A 25,036-nucleotide genomic window follows, 5' to 3' on the forward strand; every position below is an offset into this window, starting at 1 on the left:
GATGAGCCAACGCTACGGTTCGAAATTTATCGATGTCGAAGAGTCCTGCCCCTATTTGCCAGACCGGCTGGCAGTGCTGCCGTTCTATCTAACGGACTTCCGAGCAGATCCTGCTTCGTTCGACGAGGCACTCTCGGAAGGCGTCCGCCGTTCTGGGATTTTCATCTACCATACCGACTGCCCCGGCTGCAATGCGTGTGAGCCGATTCGAATTCCGGTCGACGACTTTCAGCCACGTCGTCGACATCGCCGAGTGCTGAAAAAAGGAGAAGCCGAACTCCGAGTCGTGATCGGTGAGCCTGTGGTCGATCGCCAGCGACTCGATCTCTACAACCGTCATAAAATGGGACGCGGATTGGGAGAACCAGGCTCGGAGATCGATCTGCGGTCGTTGAAAGAGTTTCTTGGAATCACGTGCTGCGATAGCCGTGAGTTTCGTTATTACCGCGGTGAAGAACTGGTCGGTGTTGCGATTGCGGATGTTGGCCAAGAAGCCATGTCGGCTGTTTACTGCTATTTCGATTCTAAGTGCGGTGACTTAGGGATCGGCAATTTTTCTGTCCTCAAACAAATCGAAGCGTGCCGCGAGTGGGGGCTGAAATATCTCTACCTTGGCTTCTACGTCGCTGGCAATGAACACATGCGCTACAAAGCGAACTATCTCCCGCACGAACGGCGGATTGATGGTGAGTGGATTCGATTCGATACGTAATGAGTGTAAAGAATTCTTTCGACGCAGATATTGTGAATTTCGAGGCGGGCAGGAGTCACTCTCCTCATCTCCAACTTAAATACGTGTTTCTCTGGCTCACCCTGTTGTCGGTTTCAATGGGGATATGGATCACACTGCTAAGTGTTCATGGAGTCGGTTGGGCTGAAGGAATCGGTTGGTGGTCGATTTGTTTTTATGCCACGAATTCAGTGGTTCTGGGAACCGGGCTGACCGGCATCGCCTTGTTGGCCAATTGGAAGTGGCAAGGTATTCGCTACGAGTGGCAGCCAGGTGATGAGATCTTGGTTTACCTAGGGATTTATGAGTTTATTCGCATTTGCGCCGTGGCAATTGATCTCGCGATTTCTGACTCGGGAATCACCCGCGATGAAATGACGCAGGATATTTATCGATACATGGCACTAGCGCAGCATGGTCTTGGCCTATGCCTTTTCTTGATATGGATGATACGACCGAAAACCACACTGCTTTGGCGATTTGGATTTGTAGCGTTGGTTCTTCAGAATCTGTTCGTCTTATTCGAGGTAATTTTTCCCGGCCTAATTCCTGAGGTGATTCTTGGACCAATACCCACTAGTCTTTTTGTCCATAACCTCACATGGTTTTATGTGCTGTTGATTGCATTGGTCGATATTGTGCAAGGTTCATCCCGAGGTTGGCTTCATTGGACGGGAGTGGCGACTCTGGTGATGTTTTCATGGCATTGGATTTACGCTTTGTCTCTCTGACATCGACAGGTCATGCAGATCGCAGATTAGGGGGGAATCGTAGACGGACTCCCGTGCACCTGATTTGAAGTTGCCTGGTACAGCAGACTAGAATCAGGGATTCTTCATTGCCCCCTCCTTCCTCAGAATGCTCGCCTCATGAATTCTACTCGCCGTTGCTGCGCCGCCCTCTTTTTACTAGCTGTTTGCTTGCTTCCACAACGTACTGTGCTGGCCGATACGAAGTCGGCGGACGTGGTCGTGTATGGAGCGACTCCAGGAGGGTTTTGCGCGGCCATTGCCGCAGCTCGGGAAGGTGTGTCGGTGATCTTGCTGGAGCCGACCAGTCATGTCGGTGGCGTAAATACGGGCGGGCTCAGCTTCAGCGATTCCAATCAAACAGTACGCTCGACCGTAATGGGACTGTTTGACGAATGGCATCGTCGGATCGCAGCCGACTATCGATCGCGAGGCGTGAAGCTGCCCTACGATGTCCGTGTCAAAGATAACTCCGTCTGGACCTACGAGCCGCACGTCGCGATGCGAGTCACGTCGGCCATGCTCAAGGAAGCTGGCGTTGAGGTAAGAACCAACTGCGAATTCACAAGAGTCAAAAAGCAGGATGCAACCATTGTCGAGATCGAAACAACGACGGGAACGTTTCAAGGGAAGACCTTTGTCGACGCAACCTACGAAGGTGACTTATTGGCCGCCGCAGATGTCTCATGGACAATTGGACGCGAAGGGCAAGCGGCATTCGGCGAATCATTAGCAGGCAAGCGTTATCCCAAAGGAAAGATGAAAATCTCTGGTTTCGATGATCAAGGGAAGTTGTTGCCACTGGTCACCACCGCCGATCCCGGGGACGAGCATGCCGGAGACGATCGGGTGATGGTTTACAGTTTTCGTCTTTGCCTGACCAGCGATCCGGCCAACCGCGTTCCCTTCCCGAAGCCAGACAATTACGACCCGGCACGGTTCGAAGCGGTACGACGATATGCCAAATCAGGCGGTAAGAGTTTCGGGATCGACCTCTATCCGCTCCCCGGCAACAAATTCGATGGAAATAATTCGATCGGCGGGCAATTCTCGCTCGGACTGGTCGGGGCCTGCAATGGTTGGAGTGAAGGAGACGCTCAAGAACGGGCTGAGATCTTCGAAGCACATCGACAGTACACAATCGAGTTCTATCACTTCCTAACCACCGATCCGTCGGTCCCTCAAGCGACGCGAGAAAAGTACGCGGCTTTGGGGCTTTGCCGCGACGAATTCACCGAAACGAATCACTGGCCGCCGCAACTTTATGTGCGAGAGGGTCGCCGAATGCAGGGAATGCACGTGGTGAGTCAGGATGACATTCTTAAGAATCCAGAGAAGGAAGACCCGATTGCGGTCTCGTCGTTCCCAATCGATTCACACGACTGCCAGCGGGTCGCATTTGAAGACGGAACCGTTGCGGATGAAGGAACTATCTTTCCCGTCCGAATGCCTGGTCGTCGGCACGGTTTTCCCTATCACATTCCGTATCGATCGATCGTCCCTAAGAAAGGCGACTGTGACAATCTGCTCGTTCCCGTAGCCATGTCCTGTACGCATGTGGGGATCTCATCGATTCGGGTGGAACCGACCTGGATGATCATCGGACAAAGTGCTGGCATCGCGGCGGCACTTGCGGCCAAGGAAGGAGTCAAGGTTCAGGACTTACCGTACCCGCTACTCAAAAAGCAATTGCTTGAGCAAGGACAAGTGCTTGAGTTGCCAACGCTGGCCAGTTTACCTCAGCCATCGGCGGTGGTTGGCATTCCTAAGAAGTCGCTCCCAGGGATCATCCTTGACGATACCGATGCGAAGCTAAGCGGCGATTGGTCTCGCTCGACGAACTTCAAGCCGCACATCGAGCAGGGCTATCTTCACGATGAGGCCTCTGGAAGTGGGGAATCGATTGCGAAATTCGAGGTGACGGTGTCCAAATCGGGGAAGTACTACGTGATGATGGCTTACTCGGCTCATCCTACCCGAGCTAAAAGCGTCCCGGTTGAAATTCAAAATGACGGAAAAAAGGTGAAGTGGTTGGTAGATCAAACGAAACCACTTCCGACCAGCAATCCGTTTCGCCAGATTGGCGAGGTCGAGTTGTCAGCCGATAGCAGAACGGTAATCACGATCCGAAACGAGGACACCGACGGTTTCGTGATCCTGGATGCATTGCAGCTTTTGCCAGTGCTGCCTTAGCAGTTGGCAGTATCGCTAGCGTTCTGAATCGGCCGAACCGAAGAGTTTTTCGATGCGTATCCCTAGGCATCGTAACTCTAGGGCGATATTCGTCTTGCCAGGAGCAGTGCGTTTCAGTATTTCTCCACATTGCGTCCCAAGGCTTCGCGCCGAGGCACGCTTTTGGTGGGCATGGAAGCCAGCCAGCTTGTTGATATAGGGATTCAGCGAATGCAGTGGACTTGCCACGGGCTAAGGAAAGCCTTCGTTTCAACCGCCTTGCTATGCCTAGGCTTCGTCGCATCTTCGACGTTGGCACAGGATATCGTGCCTCCGTTGAACGACCCAACTTCCGTCCCGCGACCGGTTCCAACTCGGCCTGTGGTGACAGGAATCCGACTGCTCGGAAACACACAAACCGACGAAACTCGCGTCCGTTCGATGATTAAGACGCGCGTTGGACGTGAGTTCGACGCGGAAGTCATCCAGTCGGACGTCCGCCGTCTCGCCGCCTCGGGGCTCTTTCGTGATGTGCAGATTCTGACCGACGATTCAGCGGAAGGGATCTATGTCACCTTTCAACTGGAAGAACGCCCGCGAATTGCTTACATCAAGTTTCTCGGCAACGAATCGGTACGCGATAAAACGCTGCTGAAGAAGTCGGAGATGAAGATGGACGGCACGCTGAATAAATACGTCATTGAAGAAGCCCGTTTAAAGCTAGAGGACTACTACCATACCCGCGGCCATGGTAAGGCCACCGTTAGCGTGGTGGAAGGTTTGAAGGCAGAGGACAAAGGCGTGGTCTTTATGATCCACGAAGGCCCTCTGGCCCGCGTTGGCAGCACTTCGTTTGTTGGAAACTCGATTGCTACTTCCGCTCGCTTGAAGACACAGATCAGCACCAAGCCGGGCTGGTTTTATGTCTTTCAAGGAGAGCTGGATAAGTCGAAGCTTGAGCAAGATGTTGACACGTTGACCTCGTACTATCGATCCCTTGGATTCTTCAAAGCTCAAGTCAATCGCATCTTGGAATATAGCGAAAACGGCAAGTGGGCTAACGTGACCTTTGTCATTGATGAAGGTCCGCGTTATGAAGTCCGCAACATTTCGTTTATTGGGCAGACTCGCTTTTCCCAAGAGCAGCTTGCCAGCCAGCTGAAAATGAGCCAGGGTGAATACTTCGATCAAAAAAAGATGACCGCCGACCGAGCTGCGATCTCCGACTTGTACGGTTCGCAAGGTTACATCCACGCTGACATTAAAGCCGAGCCTCGCTTCCTGGAAGAACCAGGAACACTCGACTTGGTGTACGACATCCGGGAAGGGGATCAGTACCGTGTGGGCAACATTAACGTCGAAATTAACGGCGACATGCCGCACACCAAGCAAGCCGTGATTTTGAATCGCCTGTCGCTTCAGCCAGGTGACATTATCGATATCACGAAGATCCGTGACGATGAACGGCGTATTAAAGCCTCGCAGTTGTTTGTCAACGAACCTCATCGAGGCGTGACGCCAACCATCACGGTCGCGCCGCCCGAGTTGAGCGAGGTGGAATCAATCGCTTCTCGCAACGGCGATGGTACTTATCGCGGTCAGAGTCCAAGACCGAACTACGAGCCACGGTTCTACCCAATGGGACAGCCGCAGGCACAGCCGGTGCAGTACCAGCAGCCACAAAACCCGACCCAGCAATATCAAGCGATGCCGCCGCAAGGCCAGCAGCCTCATTATCAGGCTCCGCCTCAAGCACCAGCGAGCCGATATTCGCATCCCGTTTATCATCAGCCGGTCTCAACGCAGCCAACTGCCTGGCCGACATCGCGATATTCATCCGTGCCTAACAACTAAGAAGCCTGACTCAGCTCGATTTCCCCCCCGAGCCGTATCGACGAAAGAGGACACATTAGGTGGACAGAAGCGGACAACTGCTGAAGATTACCATCGCTCTTGGTTTCGCCGCCATGGTGTGCACTGGATGGAAGACTGCCCTCGCTCAAAACTGGGGCCAAACCAGCCAAGCTGCACAGACGCAATGGAACAATCAGGCACCGACCAATCAGGCTTACCCGAACGGCGCCCAGTACCAACAGGGTTACAGTCGCCCCATGCAGGCGACTTCGCCAGGTAATCCGAATCAGTATCGAACTGGAATGCAGGCTTCCGGAGCACCTATTCCACCGAACAACGCCTATCAGCCGCAACAAGGCTATCCCCAGCAGCCGGTTCAACAGGTTCAATATGCCCAGCCGGTTCCGCCGCCGCAGCCGACGCCCCAGTACAATTCGCAGCCCACGCAGCAGTATGCTCAGCCTCAGGCCGAGTATGTACCGCAGTCGGAGGTTCAATATCAGACTTATCCGCAAACCGATGGCTATGGTCGACCGCTGGTAAACAGTTTCACCGCGCCGCCGGTTCCGAATTATCCGCCTGGGTACGTACCGCCACCTGGAATGGATAACACAGGTCGCCCAATGGGTGGTGCTCCGATTTTTAATCCACCGCTTGGTCCCGATGCGTTCATCACGCCGAATCCTTACATGGATCCCGCACGTACGGCCGATCTGACGATTCGTGCTGAAGAAGCCCAAACCGGACGTTTCCAGTTTGGTGTGGGTGTGAATTCGGATGCAGGTGTCACCGGTTCGGTGGTGATCGATGAACGAAACTTCGACTGGAAACGCTTTCCGACTAGTCCGGATGATATTTGGAATGGTCGGGCTTGGCGTGGGGCAGGGCAGGGGTTCCGAATTGAGGCAATGCCCGGTACCCAAGTGCAGCGTTACATGGCGAGCTTCAGCGATCCGTACTTGTTCAACACTCGCGTCAGCATGAACCTGAGTGCCTATCTATTCAATCGAATCTATCGTGACTGGGACGAACAACGCATTGGTGGACGAGTCGGACTTGGGTATCGACTGACGCCTGACCTTTCGACTTCGGTCAGCTTACGAATGGAAGATGTCGACGTTTACGACCCGCGTGTGAATGGTGTGGCTCAACTCGATAGCGTCATCGGTAGCAACGATCTATACACTGGAAGTTGGAGCATCGTGCATGATACACGTGACGTTGCGTTTGCTCCGACGGAAGGTCACATGTTCCAGATCAATCTCGAGCAAGCTTTTGGTCAGTACAGCTACTCGCGAGCAGAAGTAGACTTCCGACAGTACTTCCTCTTGGCAGAGCGTCCGGACGGTTCCGGTCGACACACGTTGGGTTTTTCGGCCAAGGCGGGTTTCTCGGGCAAAGACACCCCGATCTTCGAGAACTTCTTCGCAGGTGGTTTCTCGACGTTGCGTGGTTTCCGCTTCCGTCGTACCGGTCCGATCGAGAACGACGTTTACACCGGTGGTCCATTTCGTGTGCTAGGATCGGTTGAGTACATGTTCCCGATCACGGCTGATGACATGGTTAAGGGTGTGATATTCACGGACGTCGGTACCGTGGAAGAGTCGACGAAGATTGTCTGGGAAGACTTCGATGTCTCACCTGGTTTCGGTCTGCGAATTTCGGTTCCTGCATTGGGACAAGCTCCGATCGCGCTCGACTTCGCTTTCCCTGTCAATCACGCCGATACGGATGAAACCCAAGTCTTCAGCTTCTTCGTAGGTGCTGCTCGCTAGTTCGCTTAACGGAACGTCCAGTCAATGAACGAGGGTTTATAGTAACCCTTGTCCCAGGTTCCTTTGCAATGGGTTTGGGTGACACCAAACCAGCCGTAGGCATACGGCTTTTTGGGGCGAGGAACCATTACCGATTGTGTAGGATCGATCGGCGCGATAATCCAGTACTGCTCTGGTCCAGCTGCTTCTGCGGAAGCCGCGTAGTTGGACCCAATAAGAATGATGATGGCGAGCAGCAAGATTCGCATGGGAAAAGTACCTCGCGAGAAATCGGAAAAGTCATTCGACATTTCTGTTTTCGGTCAATCGAGGGTGACAGCACCTAGGTAACTTTGCTGAGTGTGCGGCTTATGCTGGTAATCCCGGTTAAGCTTTGACGGTTGTCAAAGATGCGAAGAGCTTTTACCCGACGTACATACGCTAGCCTTCGAGCTCGGTTCCCAATTCGTAGATCTCTTCAGCGTTCAGGACCAAGTCATTCTGCTGAAACAGACGCTCAATCGCGGCGCGGTGGATCGCCATTTTGGTTCCACCAACCCCGATCGCTCCGTAACAGATTTGGCCATCCTTTTCGACTGCTTTTTCGAACGAATCGACTCCTTCCAAGCCAACCGGCGGGACCGCGTTGAGGTCGATCGCAACTTTCAGATCTTGTGCGTTTTGTCGAATCGCTTGAGGGACGAGCGTGACCCCGGCTGCCCCCGCGGCAATCAATAGTTGAACGCCCTGGAGAGCGGCTTCGACGGAGGTGGGATCACTGGCTGCAACCGGCTGGGGACCTTCCATCTGCAGGTCTTCCGCGATCTGCTGGCAAGCCTTCTGAGCCTTGTCCAGCGAGCGAGAGGCGAGCCGAACGCTTGCTCCTGCCCGAATTAGCAGTCGCGCTGCTCGTTGTCCGACGGGGCCGGTTCCACCGAGAACAAGTGCCTGAGTTGCTTTCAGGTCCAAGTGCCGACCACCGCAGATAACCGCTGCGGCCGCCGTGGTGTTGGCTCCATTGCCATCCATCATCACCGAGACACGCATTGGGCCAAAGAAGGTCTTCTTAACTGCGTTAAGGAGTTCTTCGGCAGCATCTACGTTCGAACCGCCAACATAGATTGCCGAATGCTTCAACTTGCTCGGAGCGCGGGTGAAAATCAGGCCATGAACTAGCCCTTCGACTTGATCGGTCGTCACGCCACCATGGCGAAACATGACGTCAGCACCAGAGTCGATGGCAACCACAGAATCGAAGGTGCTTGGTTGGGTATCGGTATCGAGTTGCAGAAGAAGGTTCTTCATGGCTGTGTACTCGGTAACAAGCGGCGCGGATGAAGATACGAAAAATCCCGCGGGGTTGATAAGCAACCACGCGGGATTCGAGATTTCAAATCGAAAGCAAAGGCTGCCTTAGAAGCCGCGGAATGGGTGAGCGGCCTTATCCTTGCCAGCGACGACTTCGTCAACTGATGGCTTGCTGCCCATAGCGTTCTTGATCGAGTCCAAAGTGGCCTGGTAGTTGTAGTCGTAGATCTTCTTGTCGTCTTGGGCTTCCCAGTGGATGAAGACGCCACAAACGATAACCAGATCTTCGCATTGATCCTTCGGGATCACGCCTTGCTCGACGGCGTCTGCGACTGCCTTGGCAACGGCGGCCTGGGCAGGGCCAAACATCTGCACGGCTTGCTTCGAGTTCTTGATCGTGACCTTGGTGATTGTCACCGTCGAAGGCTTAACGGCCAAGTTCGGTTCCAACACAGCCAGCAGGTTGGAGTGACCGGCAGTTTGATTCGCCAGAGCCGAAGCGAAAGCATGTCCGACCGGCCCATCTTTGGAACCAATCATAAGATCGATGTGCGCGACTTCGTTGCCATCCCCAGCGAGGGCTTCTCCGATATACATCGACATCCGGGTTTCTCCGTACGTAAACTGGAAGTTACGGGGTGAGACCTACCGCTTTCAGGAAAGGAAGTGTGACGCGGTTAGGCCGTGGGTGACTGTTCAATGTAGCGAGGCGGCACGCCGGTAGAAAGCCCCGTAACCCGGGACCAACCAGGAGATTTCGCGCACCTACAGCGAAAACGATAGCAGACTGTGCCCGAATTGCAAGTAGTGAGTAATCCTTGCAACAAGCTGAGCAGTCCCAAGTTTCCTGGCTTCATTTGAGTATGAAAACCGCGGTCAAGAAAAAGAAGAGGCCATCGCACGGGCAGCAAATGTACGATGGCCTCTGGCGGGAAGAGAACGATTGGCCTGCTGGGTGGTTATTGAACCAAACGCAGCGGGCGATGTGCGGCGATCTTCTGGAACACTTCAGTTAGGTCTTCGGCGTACTCTTCCACCGATTGGCCACCAGGAATGTTGAAGTGAGAACCTGTTGTGATGTCGGCAACCTGTTGCATCAAGTCTTTGTCGGCACCAGCTCCTAGGCTGATGGTCACAATGGCATACTTGCGGTCGGCTGCCAGATGGGCTTCGTGAATCACAGCATCACGAGCAGCCGAGATGTTGTAGCCTCCGTTATTCCAGTTGGCGACACCATCAGTCAGCAGGACGATCATCTTGAATGCTCCAGGACGAGCTCGAACATCGAGTTCTTCGCGGGCTTCCTTCATCCCGGCTGAGATGTTCGTGTAGTTGTGATAGTGACCCGCCTGGCGACGATTCGACTGGGTATTGATGAAGCTGTAGTTATTAGTCAGCGTCGACTCCAGCACGCTCTCGCCGTCGGGACCATTGTAAGTCGCAAGCCCCATCTGGTCGTCTGATTGCGATTCCGAGATGAAGTGGACGAATAGGTCGACAGAGTTCTTCACCGCCGTGATCGGCTGAGCACTTCCCTTCCACATATCAGGCATCTGACTGTTGAGTGATCGTTTTTCAAGCCAGAAGACGATCAGGTTCTGATAGCCAAACTTGTACCGGAAACCAGCATTATTATTCTGATTGTTGCTGGCCATGCAGTAGTCGAGGTATGCACTCCAGTTGCCACCGTACGGATAGCTAACCGAATCGAGGCCTAATGCTGCTGCAAAAGTATCGCGGGAGGTGAAGTTGAAATAGTGAACCTGGGTCGAGCCATCACCATTCTTGCCACTGTATGCCCAGACCTCACGCACCTGACCACCAGGAGTGAAACTGCCGGAATTGGTACTCGGGTAGTAGGTCACAATGTTTCCATCCGAGCGACGCACTCGAACACGGTCGAACGATTTATCCGATCCAACAACCACGGTCGAGTATTGGTACTCGGCGGTGACCTGGGCTTGTTCGGTCGTTTGAGGCGCTGGTCCCTTCGCGACTGCCCATTGAGGTGTGAACTGCAGGTTGCCGTACACGGGCGAGCCTAGATCCTGGTAAATCTGCAGTTGGTTGGCCGTCACGGAGTCGACACCTAGTTTGCCGAAAGCGCTAAACTCGCTGTCGTCGTTCATCGAACCAGAAAGATCGAGCACCACCATGATGTCGCGTGGCTGGTAAGCGGCGGCACTTTCAGCCGAGACGCTAAACGTGTCGCGACCGAGCAGATGCCCGAAGAAGAACGGCATATTGTCGTATCGCATCTGCACTTTAACCGTGGAGGGCGGTCGCGTACTGGGGATGATCTGTTGGGATGCCGAGTCCCAATCGCCATACGTGACATCAAGCCCCTGGGAGTAGTTGGTCATAAAGTGCGAGACACTATCGGCAATGGGCTTGTTGTCGTATTCTTTCCATTGCGTACCGACTGGGTTACGAACCAGGTATTCGTGGATTGCGTCGTCGGCAGCATCCTGCCCGTTGATCAGCGAACCGGCTGCGGCAAGGGTAGCGGCATCAACGCTTCGCTGCAGTTGTGACTGCATGGTGTACATGTAACCAACGTCGATGCTGAATGCGAGCATCGCCATCATGACGATCATCATGGCAGCGGCCAAGATAACGATGATCCCGCGTTTCCTGCCGGTACGTACGCGGGACATCTCCTCTTCGGTGGAATTAGTTTGGCGAGACATTGACTCTCTCCTGGAATGGGAAGTTGTTGGGTCTGGTCGCGGCAGAACGGTTGGGGCGTTTGGCAGAAGGCCGACCTGCGGCGATGCAAATATTCAAAAAGGTTCCGAAACGAGATTAGGGAGTACGCGTGAACCGCGAGATGTTGCTTTTACGAAACATTTCGTTCGTCGGTTTCAAGCGAGAAACCTCTCCGAGAAGAGAGTGGATGAGTGTCCTTGCTAATTAAAAACGTAGGTCACAAGTGTCAGGCAGGTGGAGAATTTCTTTGCTTTTGCGCGAATGTAACCTGAGACAGGAGAAGTAGTCGGTGAAAGCAATTGGGCTGGTAGGAGCTTCATGCCGCGCCATGGCTGCATCATTATGCCGCATCGGCATTTCGGTCGAAGTTGCCGACATGTTTGCGGATATCGACACGCAGCGAATCGCCCATGCTCTTCCGTTAAGCAACTACCCTTGGTCTGCGTATTCTTGGCTGATGGAATCCCAAGCGGAAGCATGGTGCTACACCGGTGGCTTGGAGAACTATCCTCGCCTCATTACACGCTTGTCAAAGCTGCGACCTTTGTTGGGGAATTCTGCCCAAGTCTTGCAATTGGTGCGCGATCCTATCTATCTCAGTAGGCTGGCAGAAAAGCATGGGTTTCAATACCCAGAGACGACTCGTTCGCCCAGACAGCCTCTCGGTAAGGACTGGCTGATCAAGCCAAAGCGTTCGGCGGGCGGGCTACAAATTGAGCGTTACACAGATTCTCATCGCTCGCATCAGAGTCGCTACTTTCAGCGTGAGATTCCTGGAACCGTGATGTCTCTCGCTGTCTTGTCGACGTCCACCGACTTTAAGATTTTGGGCGCGAGCCGACTTCGTGTTGGTCTTGAATATGGTGCAGCTTGCGAGTTTGTCTTCGCTGGCGCAACATCTGTTCCGATCGCTGATCTGCCAGGTTTTGATGAACTTCAGAAAATGGTTGAGGTAATTCACACAGATACAAACTTGGTGGGGCTCTGGGGAATGGACTTCGTGTTGGCGGATCGGCCGGTGCTCTTAGAAATCAATCCGCGTTGGACCGCGACGATGCCTCTTTATGAACGACGCATGGAGAGGAGTCTCATGGCATCGCATGTCGATGCCTGTCGAGATCAGTGTTTGTCAGGCGATCTGACGGAATGGTCTGGTACAAGCGGCCTTAGGATTGTCTATGCCAGTTGCTCCTTTGAGTTCAGCGTCGAGCATTTGTCGTACTTATCGGCCGAGTGGAATCTGTCGCGAGATTCAATTCTCGGTAAACCAACGTTGGCGGATATTCCCAACGTTGGGACACGCATCGAGAAGGGGCATCCAATCTGTTCGATCTACGCGGACGGAGCGAATGAGAACGAGGTCGAGAAGTTGCTTGAAGAACGAGTTGCCCACGTCCACATGGTTTTCAATCAAAGCAATACGAATTGAAGATCGTCGTGTTCTCACGAGCGACTTTTTTCTTTAGCTTTGGCGATGGCCTGTTCCACTTCCTCTTGTGTGGGTTTCCAGTTCTTGCCGGCGAGTTGAGGTTGGAATTCAGGGTGACCGGCCAGGTTGGCAATCTCTTTGACGGCAGCCAAGATCATCATTTCGTCCGATTCAAACGCTTCGGGATGAATGGGTTCGCCTACATAAATCGTGACTTGGGCGGACATCAAGAAGGGGCTGATCGGCGTTTCGTTGAAGGGAGCCCCTTCGATATAGACAGGAACGATCGGAACGCCTGCTCTTCTTGCTAAGAGGGCAGCACCAGGTCGGACCGGCAACATGAATTCGTCCGTCATGTTGATTCGTCCTTCTGGCAAAACGCCCACCCACTGGCCTTTCTGCAGCAGATGGACCGCCTCACGAACCGATGCGTTATCAATGCCGCCACGTCGAGTAGGAATCGCCCCGAATTCTTCCAAGAACCATCCCATCACTTTTCGGTCGCAATATTCTCGCGCGACCATCCAGCGAACGCGACGCCGCGCTGCGCGGTGAATGAAGAACGGATCGGCGCTGCTTCGATGATTGGCGATGATCACGCCCCCTTTATCGCGTGCCAAAGGAAGTTCGGCAGGGGTCTTCGTTCGCCAGAGGAACTGCAATAAGATAAAAACGATGCGATCGAGAAAGAATTGTACAAGGGTGTATTCAGTTCGCCGTTTTAGTATCACTACCCAGGCGGCTAAGCCTGCAGTGACGATGGCGATCCAACCCAGGACATACATAACATTCATAGGATGTCTGGCCGGCCTACTCAGACTTGGTTCGAGCTTCTGAAGTTTCGAGGCAGATTGAGGGAAAGAAAGTGCAAATAGGAATTGTAAGCGATACGCACGGGCAAACAACTTTTGCACAAGCAGCAGCGTATACCTTGGAGTCGTTCTCAGTAGAACAGGTTTTGCATTGCGGCGATATTGGGAGCACTGGGATCGTCGAGATTTTCTCGAAATGGCCGACGCATTATGTCTTCGGCAACACAGATGATGCTCGAGAAGTACTGCGTGAAGCAATTGAAACATCCGGAGGTCTATGCCACGGTACCATGGCCGACTTCGAGTTGGCCGATCGCCGAATTGGCATGACACACGGAGACGATGTCGCGCTTCTGACGCGAATGATTCGATCGCATAAATATGCGATGGTCTGTTCAGGACATACGCATCAAAAAATGACGCGACAGGAAGGTCCAACGTTAGTGTTGAATCCTGGCGCTCTCTTCCGAGCCACCCAGCATACAGTGGCAATCGTCAATCTCGAAAACATGCAGCACGAGATCGTCGGCGTCTAACGCACGAAGTTCATCCTACGTGCGTGGCGACGAATATCCGCTCGCGAATATGGCCTTAACTAGCCAATCGAGCAATGCGATTCACCGGGCTGAAGCCGCCCGCTTCTTGTTGCTTGAACTGCATCAAATAGGCGTCTTCCGTGGTATCTTCGTAGAAATCACGCAGCAACGAGATCGCCTTGAAATCGAGATTGCGGAAGAACTTCTGAGCACCCAAATTGGTCTCTCGAACTTCGAGCAAAATCTGACGACGGCGACGGTGAGTCAATTTTGAGATCAGCTTGCCGATCATTTGACGTCCGACACCGGCGCGACGCATGGAAGGAGCGACAGCTAGGTTCAGCAAGTGCAGTCGGGTGTTCAAGATTTCGTAAATCATGTAGCCCGCGATGCGATCGTCGTGCTCTGCCACCATGCCGATGCAGTTGCGTTCGCGAAGGCATTTGACAAATTCTTCTTCCGACCAGGCATACTCGAAGCTGAGGCTTTCGATATCTAGAACCTCCTGCATATCACGGCGAATCATCCAACGGATATGAACAGGTAAAGTTCGTTGACTGACTTGACTCATGCCGGACTCCTTCCGAATTAGCCAAAGCGGAAATAATTCGAGATCAATGATCATCGGTAGATGCAGGCTATCTCGTCTTCGTAGATGAGCCACAGCGTTACGATGAGGTTCTTTTCTCGGGCTGAGGAAGAGGTAAGTTATCAGAATCCCGGAAATGTGCCAAGTCGAAAGCTCGCGGCTTTACGCAGGTAAACCAGCTTTGGGACGCTAGCGGCGGTGCGATGTTAAGCACGTCCGAATAGAGAACTTGTTCGCCAGGGAATTGATACCCAAACCACGGCCACAATCAGCAACAGACCAACGAAATTAGGGGGTAGAAACTGCCACCAGAAAAGTCCCAATAGAATCCCACAGATCTGTGGATTGCGACCCATCCAATCTCGTGTATGTTTGCCAATGCTTACGAGAATGGGCGAATTGCTGAACATCAGACCGATTATCATTACGGATGAAAGACTGCTGATAATCATGGGCCAGCGGGAGCCACGATGCACCATGGCCTCTCGAATTGGGATCGGCTGATCGATATCCTTCCGAGAGAAATACGAGAATCTCTCGTCCGTCCTGGTGCTTGCCGCAGAAAGCGAATCGTTTGCGATCCGTAAATTGGTCTTGCCGGAGACCGGCCATGCTTCGACTTCAGCGGTGTTGCTGCCTAAGAGATCAGTGATGATTTGATGGGTGTTCTCAGGCGTTTCTCCACGAGCACGGAGAAGATCCTGGAACTGCTTGAGTGCGGTAAACGCTTGTTCCATGCGTAGATCATTCCAATGCGCAATCTCGTTTGCATTGATCGCGGATTGCGTTTCGCGCGAGGCATCCTTCATCGCAAACGCAGTCGTGACCAGATTCTGATTCCATGCCAACTGATCGATCTTGGACATGTTTTCAACTTCCCAGTCGGGGGGAAGTGAAACCCGTAGCTTCTCCTGAACACGCACTGGGAACGCGAATCTTGGGCGAGGAACATCTTGAAGTTGCGGACGCTGACCAGCAGTGAGATGCGAGCGAAACGCGATCTCGACAACTTGTGGCAAACTGTTCGATTTAAGTGGCAGGATAACGGATTCGGACGAAGAGCGTTCCAATTGCCACTGGCGCTCGAAGTCGACCGATGCGGCCAGAACATCTATCTCAGGATCAAGATCTATAGCAACCTCGCCGTTGCCTTGCGGCACCACCGTCGCTTGCATCACGCCGTAGGCGTCGCTATGCGAATCAATGTGCAGCGTTGTTTCAATGGAGCTGACGACTGGCTGCCCGGTAGGGTGTGTACGCTGGATGATCTCGCAGTGATATTCTGGTCGCGTTGCTTGGAGTAATTGGTAACTGGGCGGCGTGTTCGCAGTTAGCCAGAGACCGGCAATGACGGTTCCCCGCAGTTCCTGCGAGATCCCATAAACCTCTTGCTGATCAATCTGGCGAGGGATTGCCACCCATTGGCTGATGTACGGTTGCCCGACCAGGCGAAGTGGTGAGAACGAAACTCTCTTGCCAGGAGTGGGTTCAAGCTTGCCGCGCCACTCGAACTTCAGCGGACCACTAGTTCGAGGAATCATCTGGTAGACCGTGGCTGATTTGTCAGGCAATGGCCACGAGGTAACTTCGAATCCTTGTACCGAATCGGTATCAATTGTGATATCAGGTGGAACGAGCCATTGCAGATAGCCGACGCTTCCACTTCGGATATCTAGCTTCCCGATCCACTGCATGGTCCAAACACCGCCAACACGATTGACGACTGTCAAAATGTCGCCGCGGATATTGACCTGATTGGGCAGGACTTGCCAGACAACCGGCTTCGAGGCATCTGCCACTTGCCAATAACCAACTGGGACGTTGTTAAGATCGGTCACGTCGATCGACTCTTCCTGAATCGGAATCAGGTTTGGATTAATCGACGATCGAACTAGTACCGTATGATCACGGTAAAGCTGGACACGACTATTCTCCGTATGGACCTCGCGGATCTTGATCGGCGAAACGACCAGATTCTTTTGATCGGCTGCGAGCCATTTGCGTCCTTGAATCGACAGTTCTTGTAGTCCGCTGATATTTGTTAGCAGCATGATTCCAAGTTCGCCCGACTTGGTGTCGTAGTGCCATTGGATTGGTCGCAGCAATCCATCGACCAGATACTGCACGGAATCGACTTGGCAATCTGGCGATATTTCGACTACGTATTGATGCGGCTGACCGGAGTAGGTTTCGATTTGGGCTTTGATATTGAAGTCGTATCCGTCGGCATCGAGGTCGATTCGATATCTCAGATCCGCATTCCCCCGCGTGGCAATCGGTCGTGTTGAGATCAGCCAGTCCAGCGATTCCACGGTTGCCACACTGACGGCAAATCGAAAATCGGGGACCGGTTCATTCCATTCACGGAGGAACTCGTCTTGCGACAAAACCGTCACTCGTGATTGAGCCTGGCTCTGGACTTGAAGCTGGCTCGTCGCAGCTACAGCGACCCAGCGACGCTGTAAACTGCCGTTGAGAACGCGGATATTCGGAAACCGAAGCTGACCGACTTGCTGCGCCTCTTCCAAAGTGAATCGCAGTTCGATTTCGTCGTCCTGAGTTAATCCTTCCAGAAGATTGATGGAATAGGTACGAGTGGACGAAGCTACGCTGCTTGACTTGACCTCAGCCGTCCAATCGAGCGACTGCTGCATGTTAAGCGTCAGACGCGAATCAACGCTCAGCAAAATCGGTCCCAACATTTGAGGGCGATTGGTTAGTTTTAGACGCATCCGCAACTGGACATCGTCTTCTAAGTACTCGAGTAAGTCATATTCCTGGAATTCAAACGTCGATTGTAGGGCGGGCGAATCCCATGTCAGATCGAAACCAGAAACGGGCCCCAGAGGAATCGTCTGGCGAATATTGGAGGCTTCGACGCTAACTTCTCGGTCGCCAAAGGCGATCGTGGGCGATCCCATTTTCATCGAGTCGGCAATAGTAACTGCCGTGCTGATATCGGAAGGCGTGTCCAAGTGAAGTTCCAGCGGGGCATCGTCTTCCGCGGCAACGGGAAGCGTACTTTGAATCTTGATCGAATGTGCACCTGATTCCTTGATCGGGATCACCAACTCAGCCGTATCCTCGTCAAACGCGTTGATCAGGAGGCTATCGTTGTGCAACGCCGTTTCGATGGTCTCGCCTAGTTGCGGATCGAATGGGATTCTAACGTCGTTCGCTGAAAGGCTGGTACTTGTCGCAAAGATTTCAATGTACGTCGTGATCGCGATTTCCGACGCCGGCTGTACGGAATCGATGGTGGATATCTCGTAGCGAATTCCCTCGACGATGTCACGCGGAAGTTCGCTATCGGACTGCTGAGTCGAAGCAATCAAACGTTCGTAAAATGCTTGGGGAAGATAGGCCTGACCAATTGGCTTACGATCGTTGTCGATCGGGATCAGAACTGGATAAGGCGCCGGTTTTCCGGTAGCGGGTGCATCTTCCGCTTGAATCTGCGAGATGCCCTCGAAGCCAAGTCCCAAAACGACGGCAAGCAATAGGCTGTTGGTCGCAATTGTGGAACGGGTTGCCTTAATCGTAGAACCAGTGGGATACGCGTCCGCAATACGGTTCGATGGCAGCATCAAGAATCCACCGATCCCCCCGAGGGTAATTCCTAGGAAGGCAGCAGAAGAAATTGGGGAGAGAACTTCTGGTAGCCATGGTGCAACAGCGACTAAGACCAGAAGCAACGCGGTCATGCCTCGCGTAGCAAGCGGATAGAAATGCCAGCCGACTAGCAGGCAGGTCAGTAGTGTTGCTATGCTTAGCACCAGCACTGACCCCTGATGCACGACCCAAATCGATTGCCCCGACCAGCGATGTAGATCGTTGTCCGTAATCGAATCATGGGAACCCGGGGCGAAAAAACTAGATTGCCAGATTCCGGTCCAGAGGCACTTTCGTAGATGTTCGCCGAATTGATTCCACCTCATTTGAGGCAACACGATGTGTTGCAGGTGATTGCCTAGTGCGAATCGATATTCGTGTGTCGAGGTCGGGAACTCTGCCGAGGCAAACTGCGGCGTTACCGCCTGCACGAACCGAATCGGTCCGTCATCCATGGCATACTGAAGTTCCAGGTCGACGGCCGTAGCAGACTCAGGTAGTTCGACTTCGATTTGCCCGTTCCGTTCTTGCCAACGCGACCATGGTGAGCCTTGCCATTGAACCAAGGTCAATTGCGAGCCTTGGGGTAGCGTAAAACTGGCCAAGGTGTCTGGGCTTGTAACGACTTGCCAAGTGGAAGTCATGCGACGTTGACCATCGTTTTCAACGCTGACGGCATGCAGTGCCTGCGACGCGAAAATTGGTGGAAGAGGCCTGGCTTCATCCCATTGGCAATTGATAAGCGTATCGAGCGAAGCTGCCAATCTTCGCAGTTCGCTAGGGCGATACTCAAAGCGTACGATGTTCGTATTGGCTGGACTTGTTGGATTGGCTAGGTAAACCTTACGGAGCAAAACAGGATCTGCTGTAATTTGACAGCGCCGCGAGGCAATTAATGTCAGCGTGCCCGTTTCAGCCGAGCTAACCGACAACAATAGCGGCGTTTGAAATGCCTTGTCTTCGGAAGGGAACTGGCCGCGGAGAATCAGCGGAAATGTACTCTCCGATGGCGGCTTTAGTTCGTAGATGTAGGAAAGTTCACGATGTGTTGGATCGTCCGAACCACCGGTTGTGGTTGTGACGGCGGTCCAGGGAACGGTCTCCAGCTCAGGCGTCGTCCACTTAGTATTCGCTGGCCACGGTTTGGTCGACGAAATCAGAAGAGTTTCCGGCAGCAGCCCGTTGCCTTCCAAGCGAATCTCTGCCAAAGATTGGTACGACGTTTCCTGAATATGCGTTTGGATATCGACGACGGCCTTATAGGTCGCGCGAGTACGGTTAACTCGCAGCAGATGCCGTAAGTCAGAACGTCCTTGAATCTCGAACGCTGGCGTCTTCCACTGCGCCCCAAATATTTCGTCAATTTCTGGGGGAACATCAGATCGGCCACGACGCGCGACCAGACCTTCCGGTTCCAATTGGAGCTCGAATCCAGATTCCGGTTTCACCGAAACCCACTCTTGGTTGCCAGTCCCAGGTACTAGCGCGAAAGGACGGAAGTCTTCAAGTTTCAAATTGCCAAAGTCATTTTCCCGCGTGCGACGCAACATGATCCTAAAGCTGGATGCATCGGACGTGTTTTCTATTCGAAGTACACGTTGATCGTCTCGTGTGGTCTCCTCCCAGCGGACGTCGTTGTTGTTGCTGCGTAGGGCGACCGACTCGGTGTGCCAGCCGGGCAGCAGTTGTAGCTCGATATGTTCCGCGGCATCTCCTCCGTCGACCACTTGCACAACGCTTTCCGACCGTATCGTTAGGTCGTCGACGGTGGCTTTGTGGACCAAGATAAATCGAATTTGGTGCTCGGGGCGAAAGAGTTGCAGACCGATTTTGGCCGTGTCGTCAAACAGGCGAAACTGGAGGTTGGAACGGCCGAGGGAATTGTGGGGTAGAAATGCGACCTGTTGAGCATTCTTCAGCATGCAATACGAAAGGTTGATTCCATCATCGAGTTCCACCGCCACCACATGCGATTCGGTTGGCTGCGAAGAAACGAAGACCAGCGGCAAGTCGATCTTCGAGTAGTTTGTAATGGTAAGCGGGGCAGAGCCCTGCAGGACGACCTTGGCGGTCTCGCCCATGGAAAATAGGGACTGAGGGAGTCGAAGCTGTTGGTCCTGGCCCGCGGTTTCCTGGATATCGAGATTATCAATCTCGCTACCGTTGACCGAAATACGCGATACCACCAAGCTGCTGGGGATTGTTAGATCGAGCGCTCCCTGCGGCGGTTGATGAAGGGTTATCTCCGAGCTAACCTCGCAAGCGTTGTTCTGCACATGGTAGCGGGAAGCCTGCGTAGCTGTGGCTTCATTGAGCTTGAATTCGCGGTCGCTGGTTACTAACGAAAACGATAGCTTTCCTTGCCACTGTGGACAAAAGTGCCAAGTCTGTGTTGGCATTACTTCAGCTTGATCGCTCTTTGGCGGTTCAAGCTGGATTCCATCATGGAGCAGGACTTTGTATCGCTCGGGAAGCGTCAGGTAGAAGTCGACTTGCGGGGCGAAGGCGAGGTTTAGATCGACTCTGGTTTCGTCATTTGATGGCGATGAGACATAATACGACCAGTCTAAGCTGAAGTCGTTCCGTGCGTCGCGCAGGAATACGCCTTGACGTTTGCCGGCGCCGCCAACCCAAAACGATCGCATCGCTTCGAGACGTTCGTTTTGATCGAAGTAGAAGAGATTAGAACCCGCCAACGAAACAAATCGCGGATTATCTTCCTCTTGACCGCTGAGAGCGAATTCCGCAGTCCCTTCGAGAGTTCTTTCGTTGAGAGAGGCGCGATAGGTGATTTTATTGGCAGGCAAGTCTTGCTGCTGACGTTCCTGTTGCTGCGTGAATTCGGTCACTAGTTGCTCGAAGTCGGTCAGCTTCATCTGCGGAGCGAACTCGAACCCAGAACGAGGCCATTCTTGCGAGCGGTTTTCAGGGACATAGACCCGCTGAAACTCGAGGACCTGCGGTTGTTCAGGCTTTGTTTGTGCCTGGGACGCCGGTACGTAACATGCCCACAGCATGATCGTCAGGCCGATCTGCAATAAGCAGGTCATATGGTTCAAGAGCTTGCGTGCGATCATCGCGATTGGCCGCTGGAAGGAACGGTCGCGGGCAACGAGGTTGTTGAGACGGCGGAGTGGCCGGCTGAATTCGAAGTTGGTTGCGTTGTCGCGGGAACGGATGCTTGGCTGTCGCTTGACGAGCGTGCCCGAACGGCAGACTTCACCGGAGCACGATACGAAAACATGTGGTACAGCATGATTCCCAAAATCCCCAGCATCATCCCCAGAACCGACATCTGCCCAATCAATACGGCAAAGTCAGGGAACGCCATCGCCAGTCCGGTAACCGCAATCGCGACTGCTCCGAAGACGACCGCATGCCGCGACTGTGGTACATAGAACAGGAACATTAAGCTTGCGAGAGCGATGCCAGAGAACATTAGCATCAAGTAACTTGTCTTGGCCGCCGTTATTCGGACCCCTTTTATCGGACCAATGGTGCTGTAAAGAGAGCGGTCCATTCCCTGCGGGAATTGTGATTGTTTATGGATCTTAGCGAGTTTTTCGAGCTGATCCTGATTCAGACGAGGCGTTCGTCGATATCGACCTCGGTTCCACATCCATTCCATCTCTTCCGACATTTCGGAAGCTGAGAGGATCAACCAATTGCCAGGAGATACAATCTGTAGGTAGCTGTACCCTGTTTCTTTGCCTGGTTGGCCACTCCCGATAATCGCGTTCTCGATCACGGGCGAGTCGACGTTCATTGAAGACTGGATACCGACACCAGGAGGGAATTTATACCAGATCTCCAGACGATCTCCGCCCGATTCATTGTGCTCGGTGATATTGAACGTGATTTGATTTTTCTCTTGGGTAAATTCCTGCTCGGTACCATTCCAGTAGACTTCGGCGTAGTCGACTTTCTCAGGCAAGCTGACGGTTAACTTCGGCGCCGTTGTTCGTAGCGTGTAAGTTGCCCGATCACGACGTTCGTCCGCGGTCAACGCAACCTGAAGCCAATGGAAGTCGACCACCACACGGTCGTCAGACTTAGGGGTTAGAAACGGAGCGGAGAACTCAACCTGTTGAAACTGGTTGCCAGGTATCTGGACCGTATTGGGTGTCAGCGCCGTGCCAAACGATTGCCAGTCTTCCGTGGGCGAAAGAACATCGACTTCGTAGGGTGTTTGGAATGTCAATTCGAACGGCTTGAAGTCGACATCGATTCGCTCCGCCGCCAAGTCTTCGACCTTAGGGGTTAGTAACGAAATCTGATACTGACTTCGGTCCGCGTTCATCGTCTCGATAGGGGACGTATATTTCAGCTCAATCTTGTAAGGCGGAGCGACATCTCCCAAGGGATACTCGATCGTGCGACCGGTCGAAAGATCAACCAACTGACCGGCAACCGCTTCGCCGTTGATCTGTACGCTCATCACTTCTGAGACATTGATACCGTCGGGTAAATTCAGGATCGCCTTCTCGCGAACGCAGTGGAACGGTTCGTACAGAAACTCTTGTTGGATTTGAGATTGCGGATTACCTTCCTGAAGCTCGACGGAAGCCTTGCTCGCAACAATCAAGCGAGGGACGACTGGGGTTAAGCTGAGCCCAAGTTTCAAGGCCTCTTGAGACGGCGAGGCACGAAGGACAATCGTTCCGCGCTGACCTGATAGTTCGCTTTCCTGGCTTTGGCTACGATCGAGCTGAAACCCATCGCTCAATTCCGATTGGTAACGAATGTCGATATCATCGGTTTGAATAACCTTAACCGTGGCTGTCCCCCACGGTTCGGCTCTGGGAATAGGCCAAGGTAATTGAATATCGGCCGGATTACGCATCGGATGATCCAGCCGAGCATGAATGGTGAGTTCAATGGTCCGATAAGGGGCGACCGACATCGTGTCAGCACCGGTCTCGCCAGCCAGGGGAAGGATAAGCTGACCACTGTCGTCATCGGACGGCTGCCACTGCGCGGCCCCTTGCGTGTCGACTCCGTGAATTGTCCACCCTTTCATATCGATCACGAGATCGTCGTGATACGTACGTGGCAATCGGTATGTCAGACGGCCATCCAGTTCTGAGTCCAACGCCCCGACGCGGAGTTCATATTCCGACTTTACCCGGGCGGTCGACTGAATCGGCTGAGTGTTCACAATCAACGTAGCCGGCTGATGGTCGTACGAATACGAAGCGCGAATGTTAGGGATGTCACCAGTGCGAATTGACTGCTCGCGCATCGACGTCGGCGTGTCCCACATTACGTGGACGTTGTTCGCCGCAACGATGTTGAGCACGCCTTCCTGGAAATCGCTTCCGACGACGTCGAACTGGCCAATCGAAAACTGACGTTTTCCACGTTCGCTGGGAACCGGCTCAGTTTGTCTGGTGGTAATCGAGACGGTGACAGGCTCTTTGGTGGGCTCGGCGAGTTCGACCAATAGCCGATTTCCAAATCGCTGACCTTGGCTATCGAGAGGTCGTATCGTGTAGCCCGATGCAGGCGTCGTAGAGGGCACGAATTCCGCACTGTCGTCGATTTGAACCTCGAACGAATCGAATTCGATTGTCTTGCTTGAGACAACCAACTTTGCTTCGGTGACAATCGTGCTTTCGACATCGACCGATGCACGGAGAGCGCCCTTCACCTCAAGCTGAACCGATCGTTCCATCGTGGACTGTTCATCGAATCGCCAGTGGAGACCTAACGGTCCTCCGGCGAATTCCAAGAGCTGCACACTGTGTTCCGGCGGCGGTGGATCGGTCAGTGATTTGACGACCATGCTGCCGTGATGCGAGAACGTTGCACCTGACTTTGGTATGTCGATTTTCACAAGACATTTAGTGTCGGCGGGAAGATTTGTATCAAGAGCTGTTTCATCACCTCGTGTCGATAATGCAACGAGTGCGGTGACTTCAAGCTTAATGGCTTCACGTTTCAGAGGAGCCAACGGTGCGCCTGCTGCGGCGGGAATCTCACACCACAGGGCATAGCCGTCGTCGACCGTGTTGTCAGCGGGTGGATCGACGAATACTTGAATTTCAGGGGTCGTGACGATCTCGGAGCGAAAGACCGCGTTCCGTAAACCGATCGGAACACGGATCCATCCACTGACACGCGGCACGATTTCGTACGTGGCGTTGATCAGGGCATTTTCACCATCGACGGAGATGTCCGCTGTAACGCCTTCGAACGAGTATTTCGGAAGGCCCTTCGGGTTGCGGTTTAGGTAGACATCTTTGAACCAAGTTCGAAATGCTTCGGCGGGGAAGTCGAGCACTCGCTCTAACTGGGCACCCTCGGTAATCACGCCGTCCTTGACGGGAAGCAGGAAGATCGGGAGTTCTCGTTCTTCCACGCGAATTGGAGCGGTGACCTGGGCTTCCGCGAATGATGTCAGCGTGATTGCGAGCGACAGAACGCACAGAATGCGTACCCAGCCACAGAGACTGTGCCTCAATTGTGCGGAACGGTGTTCGCGGCACGCGACAATCATGGAGTCGGGGAACTTCTGATCAACGAGGAGTCGGATGAGCCACCCAAAGATGAGCAGGTGGTCGCCATGAGTGAACGATGGGGCGGAGTTGTCGTGTATCGAGAGGTGGAACGCAGGCTAATTACGTTCCCGGTCGAAATACGCTTCCCACTTTCCGCGATAGCGAATCACTACTTGGCGTGTTATTCCAGTTTATTCAGTCGCCTCCACATGCCGAAAACGGTTGAGCATGCTGGCTTGCGAAAACTACGAAAAAAATACCAGTCGCACCAATTATAGCACC

15 protein-coding genes are annotated in these 25,036 nt (G+C 53.3%); 7 read left to right on the top strand and 8 right to left on the bottom strand.

Features of this window, described 5'->3' with window-relative positions; genetic code table 11:
* Position 1 precedes the first annotated feature (1 nt).
* From C5Y83_RS03330 to C5Y83_RS03350, 5 genes are all read left to right on the top strand, one after another.
* On the top strand, positions 2-712 hold the full coding sequence (locus C5Y83_RS03330; RefSeq protein WP_158262213.1) for an arginyltransferase: 711 nt from the start codon (positions 2-4) through the stop codon (positions 710-712).
* A gap of 104 nt (positions 713-816) precedes the next feature.
* Complete coding sequence (locus C5Y83_RS03335; RefSeq protein WP_158262214.1) at positions 817-1,461, top strand: hypothetical protein; 645 nt, start codon at positions 817-819, stop codon at positions 1,459-1,461.
* 138 nt (positions 1,462-1,599) lie between these two features.
* Positions 1,600-3,672, top strand: a complete 2,073-nt coding sequence (locus C5Y83_RS03340) for an FAD-dependent oxidoreductase (RefSeq protein ID WP_105328227.1) — start codon at positions 1,600-1,602, stop codon at positions 3,670-3,672.
* 210 nt (positions 3,673-3,882) lie between these two features.
* Positions 3,883-5,505, top strand: a complete 1,623-nt coding sequence (locus C5Y83_RS03345) for an outer membrane protein assembly factor (protein ID WP_158262215.1) — start codon at positions 3,883-3,885, stop codon at positions 5,503-5,505.
* A 59-nt stretch (positions 5,506-5,564) separates the two neighbouring features.
* Entirely contained in the window at positions 5,565-7,280 is a 1,716-nt protein-coding gene (locus C5Y83_RS03350) for an outer membrane protein assembly factor (protein ID WP_105328229.1), read from the top strand.
* A 5-nt stretch (positions 7,281-7,285) separates the two neighbouring features.
* Here C5Y83_RS03350 and C5Y83_RS03355 read toward each other — a convergent pair whose 3' ends face one another.
* From C5Y83_RS03355 to C5Y83_RS03370, 4 genes are all read right to left on the bottom strand, one after another.
* Entirely contained in the window at positions 7,286-7,570 is a 285-nt protein-coding gene (locus C5Y83_RS03355; RefSeq protein ID WP_105328230.1) for a hypothetical protein, read from the bottom strand.
* 130 nt (positions 7,571-7,700) lie between these two features.
* Entirely contained in the window at positions 7,701-8,564 is an 864-nt protein-coding gene (locus C5Y83_RS03360) for a methylene-tetrahydromethanopterin dehydrogenase N-terminal domain-containing protein (protein WP_105328231.1), read from the bottom strand.
* Between the two features lie 108 nt (positions 8,565-8,672).
* On the bottom strand, positions 8,673-9,170 hold the full coding sequence (gene fae / locus C5Y83_RS03365; protein WP_105328232.1) for a formaldehyde-activating enzyme: 498 nt from the start codon (positions 9,168-9,170) through the stop codon (positions 8,673-8,675).
* Positions 9,171-9,526: 356 nt separating this feature from the next.
* The gene (locus C5Y83_RS03370) at positions 9,527-11,257 is read right to left on the bottom strand and encodes a VWA domain-containing protein (protein ID WP_105328233.1); all 1,731 of its coding nucleotides are present in this window, start codon (positions 11,255-11,257) and stop codon (positions 9,527-9,529) included.
* A gap of 347 nt (positions 11,258-11,604) precedes the next feature.
* Here C5Y83_RS03370 and C5Y83_RS03375 point away from each other — a divergent pair, with 347 nt between their 5' ends.
* The gene (locus tag C5Y83_RS03375) at positions 11,605-12,705 is read left to right on the top strand and encodes an ATP-grasp domain-containing protein (RefSeq protein ID WP_105328234.1); all 1,101 of its coding nucleotides are present in this window, start codon (positions 11,605-11,607) and stop codon (positions 12,703-12,705) included.
* Positions 12,706-12,719: 14 nt separating this feature from the next.
* Here the strand turns inward: C5Y83_RS03375 and C5Y83_RS03380 are convergent, their stop codons facing one another.
* The gene (locus C5Y83_RS03380; RefSeq protein WP_105328235.1) at positions 12,720-13,499 is read right to left on the bottom strand and encodes a lysophospholipid acyltransferase family protein; all 780 of its coding nucleotides are present in this window, start codon (positions 13,497-13,499) and stop codon (positions 12,720-12,722) included.
* A gap of 71 nt (positions 13,500-13,570) precedes the next feature.
* Between C5Y83_RS03380 and C5Y83_RS03385 the strand changes: the two genes are divergently transcribed.
* Positions 13,571-14,053: a YfcE family phosphodiesterase gene (locus C5Y83_RS03385; RefSeq protein ID WP_105328236.1), complete on the top strand. Its 483-nt coding sequence runs from the start codon at positions 13,571-13,573 to the stop codon at positions 14,051-14,053.
* 55 nt (positions 14,054-14,108) lie between these two features.
* Here the strand turns inward: C5Y83_RS03385 and rimI are convergent, their stop codons facing one another.
* From rimI to C5Y83_RS03400, 3 genes are all read right to left on the bottom strand, one after another.
* Complete coding sequence (gene rimI / locus C5Y83_RS03390) at positions 14,109-14,624, bottom strand: ribosomal protein S18-alanine N-acetyltransferase (RefSeq protein WP_233207070.1); 516 nt, start codon at positions 14,622-14,624, stop codon at positions 14,109-14,111.
* A gap of 224 nt (positions 14,625-14,848) precedes the next feature.
* Positions 14,849-21,331 carry a hypothetical protein gene (locus tag C5Y83_RS03395; RefSeq protein ID WP_105328237.1) on the bottom strand — a complete coding sequence of 2,161 codons (6,483 nt, stop codon included), beginning with the start codon at positions 21,329-21,331 and terminating at the stop codon, positions 14,849-14,851.
* On the bottom strand, positions 21,328-24,753 hold the full coding sequence (locus C5Y83_RS03400; protein ID WP_105328238.1) for a hypothetical protein: 3,426 nt from the start codon (positions 24,751-24,753) through the stop codon (positions 21,328-21,330). Before C5Y83_RS03400 ends, C5Y83_RS03395 begins: the two co-directional genes overlap by 4 nt.
* Positions 24,754-25,036 lie beyond the last annotated feature (283 nt).

It is taken from the genome of Blastopirellula marina, from assembly GCF_002967765.1.
Taxonomy (GTDB): domain Bacteria; phylum Planctomycetota; class Planctomycetia; order Pirellulales; family Pirellulaceae; genus Bremerella; species Bremerella marina_A.